Genomic DNA, 14,723 nt, shown 5'->3' with positions numbered 1-14,723 from the left:
GATGGCTGTGCCAACCTTCGCGGCTCCCCTCGACATGGAAGGCGACCGATTTGAAAGCTCTCATTGTGTTCGGGGCGTTGCTGCTCAGCTCGCCCCTTTATGCCGCGCAACTGGTGCTGGAGTTGGGCGCGAGCACGCGCACCTGGCAAACCGAAGAACTGCTCAAGCACCCGGATGCGCGGACGGTCCAGATTGCCGAGGACGTTTCCTACAAGAAACCCATGAGTTATCGAGCCGTGCCACTGACTTCACTCCTGACGGGTATCCAGCCGGACGACCATCTGCAAGCCGTTGCCCTGGACGGCTTCGCTGCCGAAATGCCCGCTGCGCCACTCCTCGACAAGAGCGGAGCCCGTGCCTGGCTGGCGATCGAGGACCCGGCCAAGCCTTGGCCGTCGCTGGGGGAAGGCAAGTCCAGCGCCGGGCCTTTTTATCTGGTCTGGACCGATCCGCAGGCGGGTCACATCAGCCCGGAGCAATGGCCCTACGCGGTGGCGAGCATCAAGCGCCTGTCGGCCGTGGCTGAGCGCTTCCCGGCCCTGCTGCCGGCGCCCAACCTGGCCAAGGACGACCCGGTCAATAAAGGTTTCGAGCTGTTTCAGAAAAACTGCCTGGCGTGTCATCGGCTCAATGGCGCCGGCGATGCGCAGTTCGGTCCTGACCTGAACATTCCGTTCAACCCCACCGAATACTTCTCCGGGGATTTCCTCAAGCGCTACATCCGCGACCCGCAAGGCCTGCGACGCTGGCCACAGGGAAAAATGCCCGGGTTCTCCACAGCGGTGCTGCCGGACTCAGAGCTGGATTTGCTGGTGGGTTATTTGAAGCATATGGCGGGACGCAAGCAGCCATCGGCCCCGTGAGATCGCTTTTTTGTGGCGAGGGAGCTTGCTCCCGCTGGGCTGCGTAGCAGCCCTTATAAAGCTTGCGAGCGCTTCGCACTCGAGCGGGAGCAAGCTCCCTCGCCACAGAAGCTCGCTCACTAGATGATCATTGTTGTTGCACCGTGATCACCGGCGCCGCTGTCACCACCAGCTTGGCGCGCATCTGCTCGCAACCGCCGCCGCGGCGCATGCCTCGCACCGGGCAGGCGTCCAGGTAATCCAGGCCCACGGCCAGTTTCAGGTGCCGCTCCGGACGGGCCAGTTGGTTGGTCACGTCAAAGCTGTACCAGGCGTCGTCCAGCCAGGCTTCTGCCCAGGCATGGCTCGCCAGGTGTTCGCTTTCTTCGCTGAACAGATACCCCGACACATAACGCGCCGGCACGCCCAGGCTACGCGCGCAGGCCAGGAAGGCGTGGGTATGGTCCTGGCACACCCCGCTACGACCGGCAAAAGCCTGGGCCGCGCTGGTCTCGATTGCCGTCGTGCCAGGGGTATAGATCATGTGCTGGTTCAGCCCCAGCATCAGGTCGATCAGCGCCGTGCGATCGCGACGCTGCTGGCATTGCTGCGCGGCGAAGGTTCGGAGAGCCTCGTCCGCCTCGGTCAGCCGGGTGAAACGCAGGAACGGCAGCGCCGACTGGCTTTCATGTTCGGCTTCGCGCGACGGATCGATATCCACCTGCCCGCGGGCGCCGATGATCACCGTTTCGTGGGGCTCATCCAGGGTCAGTACGTGCAGGATGTTTCCGAACGGATCCAGTTGCGCCCGCACTGGCCGTGGCAAATCAAGCTGCCAGCTCAGCACGTGCTGGCGTTCGCTGTCGTGGGGCGTCAGGCGCAGATATTGGATGCTGGCGCGAACCTGGTCTTCATAGTGGTAGGCCGTTTCGTGGCTGATCGAGAGTCTCATATGACCTCCAGGTAGGAACTGTGAATGGCATTGCCCAGTTCACGGACCAGTGGGATGAATTCGGTGAGCCAGGCATGCAGGCCCCCGTCGAGGATTTCGTTGATGCCGGTGTAGCGCAGGCGTGCGTCCATTTCCGCCGCCAGCCGTTGTGCCTGCCGGCCGTTGGTGCCCGGCAGGCTGGCGAGGATCTGGTTGATTTCTTCAGTGCAGGCGCGCAGCGAGCGCGGCACGTCGGCGCGCAACAGCAGCAACTCCGCCACATGGCGAGCGCCCGGGGCCTCACGGTAGATCTCGGTGTAGGCCTCGAAGGACGACAAGGCCCGCAACAAGGCGCTCCATTGGTAGTACGCGTGGGCCGTGCCATCGCTGACCGCGTCGGCCTGGTCACCGGCCATTTCGTAGCGCGCATCGAGCAAGCGCAGGGTGTTGTCGGCCCGTTCGATAAAGGTCCCCAGGCGAATGAACCGGAACGCGTCGTTCCGCATGATGGTGCCGTAGGTTGCGCCGCGAAACAGGTGCGAGCGCTCCTTGATCCACTCGCAGAAACGGCTCATGCCGTAGCGATTCAAGCCTTGCTCGGCGATACCGCGAATTTCCAGCCAAGTGGCATTGATGTTTTCCCACATGTCGGCGGTGATTCGCCCACGTACCGCGTGGGCACTGGCTCGCGCGGAGCCCAGGCAACTGTAGATGCTGGCCGGGTTGGCCGCTTCCAGGGCAAAGAAATGCAGCAGGCGCTCGGCGTGCAGATCGCCGTGTCGCTCCCGGTAATCGTCCAGCGTGCCGGTGATCAGCAATGGCATGGCCAGTTCGTGCAGGCCGTCGCCACGCCCGTCCTGGGGCATCAACGACAACGAATAGCTCACGTCGAGCATCCGCGCGAGGTTTTCCGCCCGCTCCAGGTAGCGCGACATCCAGTACAGGTCCGAGGCGGTTCTACTCAGCATGGCAGCTCCTCAATCCTCGACCACCCAAGTGTCCTTGGTACCACCGCCCTGGGATGAGTTCACCACCAGGGAGCCCTCGCGCAGCGCCACCCGTGTCAGCCCGCCAGGGACCACGCGGGTCTCGCGGCCGGCCAGCACGAACGGACGCAAGTCGATGTGGCGCGGGGCGATGCCATTTTCGACAAAGGTCGGGCAGGTCGAGAGCGACAACGTCGGCTGGGCGATGTAGGCGTGCGGCTTGGCCTTGATCCGCTCGCGAAAGGCATCGATCTGCGCCGTGGTCGCGGCTGGCCCCACCAGCATCCCATAACCGCCGGAACCCTGGGTTTCCTTGACCACCAGGTCGGGAAGGTTCGCCAGTACGTGGGAAAGTTCAGCGGGATTACGGCACTGCCAGGTAGGAACGTTCTTCAGGATCGGCTCTTCGTCCAGGTAAAAACGGATCATGTCGGTGACGAACGGGTACACCGATTTGTCGTCTGCTACACCTGTGCCGATGGCATTGGCCAGCACCACGTTGCCGGAACGGTAGGAGGACAACAGACCCGGTACGCCGAGCATCGAATCCGGATTGAAGGCCAGGGGATCGAGGAACGCATCGTCGAGGCGACGGTAGATCACATCAACCGCTTTCGGGCCGTCGGTGGTGCGCATGAACACTTTGTCATCCCGCACGAACAGGTCGGCGCCTTCCACCAATTCCACGCCCATTTCCCGGGCGAGGAACGCGTGCTCGAAGAACGCGCTGTTGAAACGCCCCGGCGTCAGCACCACAACGCTGGGGTCGTCCAGTGGGCTGGAGCTTTTCAGGGTGTCGAGCAGCAGGTTCGGATAATGGTCAATGGGGGCGATGCGCTGGGCGGCGAACAGTTCGGGAAACAGGCGCATCATCATCTTGCGGTCTTCGAGCATGTAGCTGACACCGCTGGGCGTACGAAGATTGTCTTCGAGCACGTAGTACGTACCGTCACCGTCGCGCACCAGATCGACACCGCAAATGTGCGCATAGATGTCACGGTGCAGATCCAGCCCCTGCATCGCAAGTTGGTATTGCTCGTTGGCCAGCACCTGCTCGGCGGGAATGATGCCGGCGCGGATGATCCGTTGTTCGTGGTAGAGGTCGGCCAGGAACATGTTCAGCGCCTTGACCCGCTGGATGCAGCCGCGCTCCACCACCCGCCATTCGCTGGCCGGAATGCTGCGCGGGATCGTGTCGAACGGAATCAGGCGCTCGGTCCCCTGCTCGTCGCCGTACAGCGTGAACGTAATGCCGGCACGATGAAACAACAGGTCGGCTTCGCGCCTGCGTTGCGCCAGCAACTCGTCAGGCGTGTCGGCCAACCAGCGGGCAAACGCCTGGTAGTGCGGCCGGACCTGGCCGTCGGCGTCATACATTTCATCAAAACCGCTGCGGATCATGCCGTACTCCTTGTCACCCTGGCAGCAAGCTTCGCAAGCCCCGTGCCATCGGCATAAACGCTTTATGATCAACGGGTTGGATTCTCCACTTACAGGTCGCGCACTTTTATGGTGCGGCAACCCCCCCCAACCCGCTGCCCCCCGCTTCATTGCGACGCAGGGGCGTCGCTTTCATGAGCATAGTCACGGAAAAACGACGCGGCTTGGTCTCGATACAGTTAGGTACAAAACCTGGAGAAGGATGGTGATGAATCAGCGGGAAAGTGATGTTGGTTTGCGGCCGCCATCGCGAGCAAGCTCGCTCCCACAATGGATTATCGGTGAGCACCCACAGGAATTTATTGGCGGCTCGCAGACATGAAAACGGCCGACACAAAGGTCAGCCGTTGCTGTGGTTGCAGTAAGTGATTGTCAGGCCTGCAAGCGCCGGATCTCTTGCTTGACGCCCCACCCTTCGATCACACCACCCAAAGGTTCGACGACGGCCTCGAAGTCTTGCTCGAAGTCGCCAATATCATCGTAAGTGGCGTACATCACCCGGCTCAGTTCCAATGACCAAGCCCCGTCGTCCCGTGCACTGATCTGCGCGTTCAACGATTCTCCCCGAAAATGACCTGCCGCCCTGCGCGCCCGCTCCTCGTCCGGGAAAATGGCGTAGAACTCGATGGGATGGAATCGGGAAAAATCGAAACCGCCTTCTTTCATGCGGCGCAATACGCTGGTGCTGATGTCTTCTTGATAGGCTGTGCTCATGAAACGTCCTCCTAAAACCGATGGATAGACTTTCCGTCTTCCCGTGCGTGAAGCCCGCAGGCTTCAAGCGATACGGCATCAAATGACCGTCGGGACACAAGCATGTAGCTGACAAGACCGGACCTTGGCGATCCTTTCGCTGATCTCAATTGCAGAGTAGCCGCAAGTGATGGCCACTGCCAAGCGAGACCAGGCAAGGTTTCATGAAATGGGTGTAATGCTGACGATTTCGATACTGTTCTGGGACTTGAGATTCTTGACCGTCGGGTCTTCGGTGCGGTTCTCCAAGTCGTTCATATCCAGCTTGTTGAGCACTGGAAGCAACCTTTCGCGAATCAGTTGGGCAGCCTGCTCCATGGTGGGCTTCTGGTCATAGTCGAACTGCTCGACGGTGGTTTCACCGTGATCGTCAATGAAAGTGATTTCCCACTTTTGCATCAGTGTCTCCTTGATCAATTCAGGGCCGGGCTTACCTCTATCTCGACATTGGCGGTGGAACAATCGTTCCGCTGGGTGCTCGGACGGCACACATGAAAAGACCGCCTCGAGGGCGGTCTTTTCATCAGCGAATACTGTTTATTTTTCAGCGAGCTCTTTCAACGCTTTCAATGTATTGAACGGCGCATCCACCACGAACTTGTTGGCCACCATGGACGGTACGCTACCACCCGGCTCGGTATGGACTTGATAGGTCACTTCGACCTGGCCGTCCTTGGGAATGAACTTCCAGAAACCCTCGACCTTGGTCACACGCACAAAACCCTTCTCCTCTGGCAAGTACCCAGGTAAGCCCTCGAGCTTGCGGGTCAAGCTGCCATCGGCGCCCTCCTCGGTCGTGACTTTCAGCACCGAGTCCCGGGGCGTCACCGGCCATGGCGTGTTGAATTGGGTGTAAGTCCAGCTCTTGTCGCCTTCGTGCTTGAGCAGTTTCTGGCTCTTGCATTCATGAATCCAGGCGCAGGCGCCCGCTACGTCCTCTTGCAAGCTGCGCAGCTTGGCCATGGTGGTTTTCATCACTGTCACGCCGCGATAAGCCTTGTACTCGGAGCCCGCTACTTCACTGAGGGAAACCTTGATGCCGTCCTTCTCCTTGGCAACCTGCCAATCCTCTGCCTGAGCGGTGGCCGTTGCCAGCAACACGGTCAACCCACACAACACAGCCATACGATGCAGCGAACCCATAGTGTTTTCCTTATTGTCCAAGTTCGTTCATTTCGGATCCGTTCATTGCCCCATCACGCTGCCGTGACTTGCTCCCACCAACCGATCAAGCGGATGGCCTCTTCACTGCTGTCGCCGCACACCTCGATGTCGGCTTCGAACGCCGAGCATACCGCCGGGCGCTCCGACTGGCCGAAGATCTGGCACAGGTTATCGACGGACAATTGCACGCACCGTTCTCCCGCAGGCTTGCCTTGGGGCATCCCAGGGATAGGCGAACTGATAGAGGGGGCGATGCAACAGGCACCACAGCCTTCACGGCATTTCACGACAACCACATCCTCGCGACAGGTAATGATGAATAACAGAACACAGAGTAACGGCTAAAACACTCGTTTTAAATTACCGTCTGCGTGTTTTTTTTCCCTTGGCGAAATGACCGAACGGTCAGTGACGAGCGGCACGCCTGTGAGAGGCCTACTGCTTGAATTCAAACTCCAGTGCCGCACCTTCCACCTCATTGCGCTCCTGATTGCGCAATGGCAGTTGCATTTCGTTGCTCAGCAACCGGCCGTTGAGCTGGAACGGTCCGGGCTTATCTCCAAACATTGACGGCAAGAGCGGTTCACGCTTGGGCGGCTGCACCTTACCCGGTGGCTGCAGTTCCTCGACCATGTCACGGGGCAGGCTCAAGTCCAGCTTGGCCGGCGGCAATGGGGTCTTGGCGACTTCATGGGCGGATTTGCTCTTGGAAGCGACGGGCGCGCGCTTTTTCTTCGCCGCAGTCGCCTTTTTAGGGGGGGGCTTCTTGGCCGCTGCGGTTTTTTTCGGCGCGCTCTTCGTGGCACTGTCGGCCGGTTTTTCCTGCGTTGGAGCCGCCATGGCAACGCCTCCCATTTGGAAGGCACTCAACAGGCCGATCAAAACCCAGGCAACAGGAACAATGGCTTTCATAGACACAACGGCACTGACGACAGAGATCCCCATGCTCGCCTGATAATCAGGCGCTGACAAGCACATCAAGCTAAGCCGCTGATTTCTATAGGAACCCGTTGGCCGTCTCTTGGCACAATTGTGTCGCCAACAATCCCAGCGTCATCAGGGCCCGCTCTGCCTCGCGGTTCCAGGGTGTGCCGCAGTTCAAGCGAATGCAGTGGTTGAACTGCTCGGTGTTGCTGAAGATAAGCCCTGGCGCGATGCTGATGCCTTGTTGCAACGCCCGCACATGCAATTCCTGGGTATTGACCCGCCCCGGTAGACTGACCCACAGGATGAACCCGCCAGTGGGGCGGCTCATTTGCGTGCCTTCGGGGAAATACTGTTGCACCGCCAGTTGGAAAGCGCTGAGGTTCTTGCGGTACTCCTGGCGGATATAGCGCAAATGTCGGTCATAGCCGCCGTTTTCCAGGTACGCGGCGATGCCCATTTGCGTGACGCTGCATGCCGAGTGCGTGCTGAAGGTCTGGAGCCGCTGTATTTCCTGCTGGAATTTCCCCGCGATCATCCAGCCGATGCGCACGCCCGGTGACAATGTCTTGGAAAAACTCGAACAGTAGATGACCCGATCCAGTCGGTCGTAGGCCTTGAGGGCCTTGGTGCGCCCCTGCTCGAACATCAGCTCGCCATAGATATCGTCCTCGACGATCTGGATATCGAAGTCCGACGCCAGGCGCAGCAACTGCTTTTGCCGCTCTTCGGGCATGGTGCCGCCGAGGGGATTGCTCAGGCGCGTGGTCAGCACCAACGCCTTGATCGACCACTGGTTGGCCGCCAACTGCAAGGCCTCCAGGCTCATCCCGGTAACCGGGTCGCTGGGAATCTCGATGACCTTCAGGCCCAACAGATCCGCCAGTTGCAGCAAACCGTAGTAGGTCGGCGACTCGGCAGCGATCAAGTCCCCCGGCCGCGTCAGCACCCGCAAGGACATCTGTAGCGCATCGACGCAACCGTGGGTGATCACCACTTCGGAAGGGTCCACCACGACACCGGCATCGCGCATGCGAATCGCCACTTGGCGCCGCAACGGCTCGAAGCCCGGGCTGAACATGTAGCTGAACGCCCTCGGGCTGTGGAAGCGCGTGACCTTGGCCAATTGCTGATGCAAGGCCCGAACCGGCAGATAGTCGACGCTCGGCACCGCCGCGCCCAGGGGGAATACCCCTTCGCGGCGCGACTCGACCAATACCTGCTGGATGATGCTGCTGCGCGTCACCAGCCCCGGACGCTCAACCCGGGCAATGTCCGGCGTCGGTGCGGTCAGGGCCGGCGTCTGGTGAACGTAGTAGCCCGATTGCGGCCGTGCGCGAATCAACCCCTGGTCTTCAAGGTTCGCATAGGCCTGCAGCACCGTGGCGTGGCTGACGTTGAGCTGCGAGCTCATCTTGCGCACCGAAGGCACGCGTTCACCAGGCTGATACACACCGCGCCGGATGTCTTCAGCCAGCTGTTGAGCAATACGTTGATAGAGCAGGAGGTTGGTCATGACGCAGCACTCGATTTCACGGGCATTTTATTCTTGTCGGAAACGATACCGGAACAGTTTAGAAGTGTACTGGGACAGTTGCCAGATTACTCGACAGTACAGTGGAGTGACAGCTCTAACTGTACTCATCCTGCATCGATTGCAGGGCCAAAAAAACCCGGCGCCTTTTACAGGGGCCGGGTTTTCCAGTGACGCAGCCCTTAGCGGGCGGCGCCGAGCTGGCCTTTTTCGTCGGAGAACACAATTTCCACGCGACGGTTCTGTGCCCGGCCACGCTCGGAAGCGTTGACGTCCACCGGATACTCATCACCGTAGCCTTCGACCTGGATGCGTTTTTCATCAATCCCCAAGTCCACCAGCACATCCGCCACCGACTGTGCGCGGTCGCGGGACAGCTTGAGGTTTTCCTGCTTGCCGCCGGTGCTGTCGGTGTACCCCTCGATACGCACCACGCGCTTGGGGTTGAGCTGCAAGAACTGCACGATCTTGAGCACGACCCGGTTGGCCGAGTTTTTCAGTTCCGCTTCGCCGGTGTCGAACAGCACGTCACCCAAGGTCATCACCAAGCCGCGATCGGTCTGGGTGGTCGCCATCGCCATGATCTGTTCTTCGAGCCATTTGCCCTGCTGCTGCACGCTCAACAATTTGGACTCACGCAAGGCCAACTGCAGGCGCTGGCGCTCCAGCTCGAGCTTCGCCGCGCGCTCTTCGTTGAGCACCTGGTTGCTGTGCTCCCGGGCGATCGCACTGTAGCGCTGGCTCAGGTAGGCGTAATGCTGCACATCCTGACCGCTGCCCCAGTAGCTGGACAGGCGATCGGCACGGGCCAGGGACTCGCCAGCGCGGATCACATCCCGGGGCGCGGCACGCAATACGTTGGCGTCTTCCTTGACCTTCTGGAAATCGGTGCTGGCCTGTTCGAGCGCCGCTTCGCTGCGCTGGCCGGCACAGCCATACAAGCTGGCAAGGCTGGCGAGGACCAGGCCGCCCAATACGTGGGAGTGCTTCATTGGGCATCCTCCCTCAATTGTTTGCGCAAGCGCTTGATGCGGGTGTCGAGCACGTTCAGTTGCTCCTGGCTCTTGAGGGTCAGCACCTTCGCTTCGGCCAGTCGGGCGTCGAGCTCAGCCTGTTCGGCCCGCATGCGCGCCTTCTTGTAGGATTCGTCTGCCATATTGGATTTGGCGCGGGCGAATTTCTCTTCAGCCAGTTTCAATTCGGGCACTTCGTCGACAGTGGCGCCAACGGCCCGGGCTTGCTTCAATGCCTGTTCGGTCAGGCGGATCTGTTCATTCGGCGCCGGATCGGCTGCGCAGCCCGCCAGAGCCAGAACGGCCAGGGCAGCGAAAAGAGGTCGAATAGTCACTAATGTTCCCTACTGTTTGGGGGCACTGACAGGTGGCTGCAACTGTGTGTTCCAACGCTCGAGATTGCGCTGCAACACAGCCTCTGTCAGACCGGACGCGGCCAATTCTGTCATCTTTTGCGCCAGCTGTCCGCGTAACCATGGGTCATTGCAGGCGGAGTTATGGGAAACCGCGAGGAACAGCCCGGGCTTGTCCACCGGTTGCGATACGGCTTGCAGGTCGCTGGCCATCCCCAGTGTCTGCGCCATCGCCAGGCCCGAATAGCGCCCTGCCAGGACATATTCCACCTCTCCCAGCAGCAATTTCTGAAAGGCCTGGGTCAGGTTGGGCGTGCGCACCAGGGATAATTTCTGCTCGGCAAAGACGCCAAATCCTTGGGTCATGCGAGACTTTTCCGACAAGGCGCCGGAGTGACCGTGAAGATCTTCGGGCTGGTTGATGACCAGGCTCGAGTCCTTGCGTGTCCAGACCAGGTAATCGTTTTCCAGCAAGGGCGGATGAACGTAATCCAGCGCGTCAAGCCCGGTGGGGGTCAGCGGAGCGTCGGTGAGCAGGTCCATGCGCCCACTGCGCACTTCGTCCAACGCCTGGGCGCGCTTGCCGGCATACAGCAGTTCGATCTTGATCCCCAGCTCCGCCGCGACGTGCGCCAGCAGATCGGCACCGGCACCGATCAGGTGCTTGGGGTCTTGAGGGTCTTGCCAGAGGTAAGGCGGTGCGTCCGGGCTGCCGGTGGCGATCAGTCGTTCACATTTGCCGGCGGCGAAAGACAGGCCCGGCACGAACGCCAACGCCCACAGCAACCACCAGCCGGTCAAGCGACGCAGATCCATGGCGATAAGCTCCTCTGATGCGGAAAATAAAAAGCCCGGCCAAAGGGCCGGGCTCTTTATAAGTGAAGACGCCGGATTAGACCAGCTTCTCCAGCTCAGGGATGGCTTCGAACAAGTCCGCTACCAAGCCGTAGTCAGCCACCTGGAAGATCGGCGCTTCTTCATCCTTGTTGATCGCAACGATCACCTTGGAATCTTTCATGCCGGCCAGGTGCTGGATCGCGCCAGAGATACCGACGGCGATGTACAGCTGTGGCGCAACGATCTTGCCGGTCTGGCCGACCTGCATGTCGTTCGGCACGAAACCGGCGTCGACCGCGGCGCGGGAAGCACCGACGGCGGCGCCCAGCTTGTCGGCCAGGGCGTAGAGGTGCTTGAAGTTGTCACCGTTCTGCATGCCGCGACCGCCGGAAACGACGATCTTGGCAGCGGTCAGTTCAGGACGGTCGGACTTGGCCAGTTCTTCGTTGACGAAGCTGGAGATGCCGGCGTCGTGAGCAGCGCCTACGGCTTCAACGGCAGCCGAGCCACCTTCGGCGGCAACCGGGTCGAAACCGGTGGCACGGACGGTGATGACCTTGATCGCAGCGGTCGATTGCACGGTGGCAATGGCGTTGCCGGCGTAGATCGGACGCTTGAAGGTGTCAGCGCTTTCTACCGAGATGATCTCGGAGATCTGGTCGACGTCCAGTGCGGCAGCAACGCGCGGCAGGATGTTTTTGCCGTTCGAGGTGGCGGCAGCCAGGATGTGGCTGTAGCCCTTGCCTAGCTCGGCAACCAATGGCGCAACGTTTTCCGGCAACTGGTGAGCGTAGGCGGCGTTGTCGGCCGACAGCACCTTTGCCACGCCAGCGATTTTCGCAGCGGCTTCGGCAACGGCGCTTGCGCCCTGCCCGGCCACCAGAACGTGCACGTCACCACCGATTTTGGCGGCGGCAGCAACGGTGTTCAACGTGGCCGGAGCCAACGCCTTGTTATCGTGTTCGGCGATTACCAAGATAGTCATAGTCAGATTACCTTCGCTTCGTTTTTCAGTTTCTCGACCAGTTCAGCCACCGACTTGACCTTGATGCCCGCGCTGCGTGCAGCCGGCGCTTCGACTTTGACGGTCTTGTTGGTGGAGGCGGTGGAAACACCCAAAGCATCCGGAGTCAGCACTTCAAGCGGCTTCTTCTTGGCTTTCATGATGTTTGGCAACGACGCATAACGCGGCTCGTTCAGACGCAGGTCGGTGGTGACGATGGCCGGCAGTTTCAGGGAAACGGTCTGCGCGCCGCCGTCGATCTCGCGGGTCACGGCAACGCTGTCGCCGGACACTTCGACTTTCGAAGCGAAGGTGCCCTGACCGTAGCCGCTCAATGCCGCGAGCATCTGGCCGGTCTGGTTGTTGTCGCTGTCGATGGCCTGTTTGCCGAGGATCACCAGCGATGGCTGTTCCTTGTCGACAACGGCCTTGAGCAGCTTGGCCACGGCCAGGGAAGTCAGGTCTTCGGCGGATTCGACGAGGATGGCGCGATCGGCACCCAGGGCCAGCGCGGTGCGCAGTTGTTCCTGGGCGGTGGTCGGGCCGATGGAGACGACGACGATTTCCGTTGCCACGCCTTTCTCTTTCAGGCGGACGGCTTCTTCCACGGCGATTTCGCAGAAGGGGTTCATCGACATCTTGACGTTGGCGAGGTCGACGCCGGAGTTGTCCGCCTTGACGCGAACCTTGACGTTATAGTCGACCACTCGTTTGACAGCTACAAGAACCTTCATGGATTCCTCGTTACTCTCCGGTGAAAAAAAGTCGCCTAGGCGAACCTGGCGGTTGATGCTCATGGGCGCAAGGGCACCTCTAAAAACGCCGGCATGAACCACACATGACCCAGCTCACGGGAGTGAAGACCATTCGTCAGTGATGACCGAGGAGTCATTCATTATCGCGGCGTGTAAACTGCGCCTCGGAACCGCGCAATACGTCACTTTGTGCTGCCTTCGCCCTGTCTTTAGAGGTGCTCTTGGAACCAACAGTCAGCCTACGGCGAGCGCAAAACCGCCCGTATCTTGACCGGAACGCCTATTCCGGTCAATACGGCAAAATGGTCAGTCATAAGCCGTACGTCAGTGATTTATCTGGGCTGCGGCAATTTCAAACAAACGTTTGTATTGGACCCTGAGAGTGGTGTAGATATAATGCGCCGCTTAAGAGAGACCCGCGTTTCATCCATTGCCGCTTTCGTCGCTTTTCGCGAAGGAAACAACGGATGCAACGCCAAACCTCCAATTAGAAAAACTGTGAGCCTTGAGTAGGAGATAGCCTGTGGAACGCGAATACATGGAATTCGACGTGGTCATCGTCGGTGCCGGCCCCGCTGGCCTGTCTGCCGCTTGCCGACTGAAACAGAAGGCCGCCGAAGCCGGTAAGGAAATCAGCGTCTGCGTGGTCGAAAAAGGTTCCGAAGTCGGCGCGCACATCCTCTCCGGCGCGGTGTTCGAGCCCCGCGCCTTGAATGAGCTGTTCCCGGACTGGAAAGAACTCGGCGCACCGTTGAACACGCCTGTCGTACGCGATGACATTTATGTCCTGAGAAACGCCGAGGCCGCGAGCAAAATCCCTGACTTCTTTGTGCCCAAGACCATGCACAACGAAGGCAACTATATTATTTCCCTGGGCAACCTGTGCCGCTGGCTGGCCCAGCAAGCCGAGAACCTGGGCGTGGAAATCTACCCGGGCTTCGCCGCCCAGGAAGCGCTGTTCGACGAAAACGGCGTGGTTCGCGGCATCATCACCGGCGACTTGGGTGTCGACCGCGAAGGCAATCCAAAGGAAGGCCTCTACACCCCCGGCATGGAATTGCGTGGCAAATACACGCTATTCGCCGAAGGCTGCCGTGGTCACATCGGCAAGCAACTGATCAAGCGCTTCAACCTGGACAGCGAGGCCGACGCCCAGCACTACGGCATTGGCTTGAAGGAAATCTGGGAAATCGACCCGGCCAAGCATCAACCCGGCCTAGTGGTGCACACTGCTGGCTGGCCGCTAGACATCATGGGCACCGAGAACACCGGCGGATCATTCCTCTATCACCTGGAAAACAACCAGGTAGTTGTCGGCCTGATTATCGACCTGTCCTACAGCAACACCTTCCTGTCGCCGTTCGACGAGTTCCAGCGCCTCAAGCACCACCCGGTGCTCAAGCAGTACCTGGAAGGCGGCAAGCGCGTCAGCTACGGCGCCCGCGCCATCTGCAAGGGCGGCCTGAACTCGCTGCCAAAAATGGTCTTCAAGGGCGGTGCGCTGATCGGTTGCGACCTCGGCACCCTGAACTTCGCCAAGATCAAGGGCAGCCACACAGCCATGAAATCCGGCATGCTCGCCGCCGAGGCCGTGGCTGATCGCCTGTTCGCCGAGTCCGAAGGCGGTGATGAACTGACCGCCTACGTCGACAGCTTCAAGAACAGCTGGCTGTACGAAGAACTGTTCGCCAGCCGCAACTTCGGTGCGGCGATCCACAAATACGGCGCAATCATCGGTGGCGGCTTCAACTGGCTCGACCAGAACATCTTCGGCGGCAAGATTCCGTTCACCCTGCATGACAACAAGCCCGACTACGCGTGCCTGAAACTGGCGGCCGATTGCAAGAAGATCGACTACCCGAAACCAGACGGCAAGATCAGCTTCGACAAACTCAGCTCGGTGTTCATCTCCGGTACCAACCACGAAGAAGAACAACCCTGCCACCTGAAGCTGACCGACCCGAGCATCCCGATCAGCAAGAACCTGCCGCTGTACGACGAACCGGCCCAGCGCTACTGCCCGGCAGGCGTGTACGAAGTGGTGACCAAGGAAGACGGCGAGAAGCGCTTCCAGATCAACGCCCAGAACTGCGTCCACTGCAAGACCTGCGACATCAAGGATCCTGCGCAGAACATCACCTGGGTATCGCCGGAAGGCGCTGGCGGGCCGACTTACCCGAACATGTAA

General features: G+C 60.1%; 16 protein-coding genes. 2 read left to right on the top strand and 14 right to left on the bottom strand.

Annotated elements, in window-relative coordinates; all coding sequences use genetic code 11:
- Positions 1-50 precede the first annotated feature (50 nt).
- Positions 51-863, top strand: a complete 813-nt coding sequence (locus M1D99_RS09280) for a c-type cytochrome (RefSeq protein ID WP_458131665.1) — start codon at positions 51-53, stop codon at positions 861-863.
- 127 nt (positions 864-990) lie between these two features.
- On the opposite strand, the gene M1D99_RS09275 is transcribed toward M1D99_RS09280, so the two are convergent.
- The 14 genes from M1D99_RS09275 to M1D99_RS09210 all read right to left on the bottom strand — a co-directional run bounded on the left by M1D99_RS09275 (position 991) and on the right by M1D99_RS09210 (position 12,514).
- The gene (locus M1D99_RS09275) at positions 991-1,794 is read right to left on the bottom strand and encodes a transglutaminase family protein (RefSeq protein WP_458131664.1); all 804 of its coding nucleotides are present in this window, start codon (positions 1,792-1,794) and stop codon (positions 991-993) included.
- Complete coding sequence (locus tag M1D99_RS09270) at positions 1,791-2,741, bottom strand: alpha-E domain-containing protein (protein ID WP_186707225.1); 951 nt, start codon at positions 2,739-2,741, stop codon at positions 1,791-1,793. The genes M1D99_RS09275 and M1D99_RS09270 overlap by 4 nt, the downstream gene beginning before the upstream one ends.
- Before the next feature lie 9 nt (positions 2,742-2,750).
- Entirely contained in the window at positions 2,751-4,160 is a 1,410-nt protein-coding gene (locus M1D99_RS09265; protein WP_060741264.1) for a circularly permuted type 2 ATP-grasp protein, read from the bottom strand.
- Positions 4,161-4,571: 411 nt separating this feature from the next.
- Entirely contained in the window at positions 4,572-4,913 is a 342-nt protein-coding gene (locus M1D99_RS09260; RefSeq protein ID WP_003179463.1) for a ribonuclease E inhibitor RraB, read from the bottom strand.
- Between the two features lie 201 nt (positions 4,914-5,114).
- Positions 5,115-5,351, bottom strand: a complete 237-nt coding sequence (locus M1D99_RS09255; protein WP_186730199.1) for a hypothetical protein — start codon at positions 5,349-5,351, stop codon at positions 5,115-5,117.
- 138 nt (positions 5,352-5,489) lie between these two features.
- Positions 5,490-6,095 carry an START domain-containing protein gene (locus M1D99_RS09250; protein WP_434574800.1) on the bottom strand — a complete coding sequence of 202 codons (606 nt, stop codon included), beginning with the start codon at positions 6,093-6,095 and terminating at the stop codon, positions 5,490-5,492.
- Positions 6,096-6,148: 53 nt separating this feature from the next.
- Positions 6,149-6,403, bottom strand: a complete 255-nt coding sequence (locus M1D99_RS09245; protein WP_186707222.1) for a YkgJ family cysteine cluster protein — start codon at positions 6,401-6,403, stop codon at positions 6,149-6,151.
- A 148-nt stretch (positions 6,404-6,551) separates the two neighbouring features.
- Positions 6,552-7,028: a translation initiation factor 2 gene (locus M1D99_RS09240; RefSeq protein WP_458132120.1), complete on the bottom strand. Its 477-nt coding sequence runs from the start codon at positions 7,026-7,028 to the stop codon at positions 6,552-6,554.
- 85 nt (positions 7,029-7,113) lie between these two features.
- Complete coding sequence (locus tag M1D99_RS09235; RefSeq protein ID WP_014339472.1) at positions 7,114-8,556, bottom strand: aminotransferase-like domain-containing protein; 1,443 nt, start codon at positions 8,554-8,556, stop codon at positions 7,114-7,116.
- Positions 8,557-8,756: 200 nt separating this feature from the next.
- A complete protein-coding gene (locus M1D99_RS09230) occupies positions 8,757-9,566 on the bottom strand; it encodes an OmpA family protein (protein WP_186707220.1) in 810 nt (269 codons plus the stop codon).
- Complete coding sequence (locus M1D99_RS09225; RefSeq protein WP_186707219.1) at positions 9,563-9,922, bottom strand: DUF4398 domain-containing protein; 360 nt, start codon at positions 9,920-9,922, stop codon at positions 9,563-9,565. Before M1D99_RS09225 ends, M1D99_RS09230 begins: the two co-directional genes overlap by 4 nt.
- A gap of 9 nt (positions 9,923-9,931) precedes the next feature.
- Positions 9,932-10,756 carry a substrate-binding periplasmic protein gene (locus M1D99_RS09220; protein WP_434574796.1) on the bottom strand — a complete coding sequence of 275 codons (825 nt, stop codon included), beginning with the start codon at positions 10,754-10,756 and terminating at the stop codon, positions 9,932-9,934.
- A gap of 76 nt (positions 10,757-10,832) precedes the next feature.
- On the bottom strand, positions 10,833-11,762 hold the full coding sequence (locus M1D99_RS09215) for an electron transfer flavoprotein subunit alpha/FixB family protein (protein ID WP_053123770.1): 930 nt from the start codon (positions 11,760-11,762) through the stop codon (positions 10,833-10,835).
- 2 nt (positions 11,763-11,764) lie between these two features.
- Positions 11,765-12,514, bottom strand: coding sequence for an electron transfer flavoprotein subunit beta/FixA family protein (locus M1D99_RS09210; protein WP_003179445.1), 750 nt, complete (start codon positions 12,512-12,514; stop codon positions 11,765-11,767).
- Between the two features lie 544 nt (positions 12,515-13,058).
- On the opposite strand from M1D99_RS09210, the gene M1D99_RS09205 reads away from it, so the two are divergent.
- Positions 13,059-14,723, top strand: a complete 1,665-nt coding sequence (locus tag M1D99_RS09205) for a 4Fe-4S dicluster domain-containing protein (protein ID WP_186707217.1) — start codon at positions 13,059-13,061, stop codon at positions 14,721-14,723.

This window comes from Pseudomonas sp. R3-41, from assembly GCF_054161485.1.
This window is presented reverse-complemented; position numbering and strand designations above follow the sequence as displayed.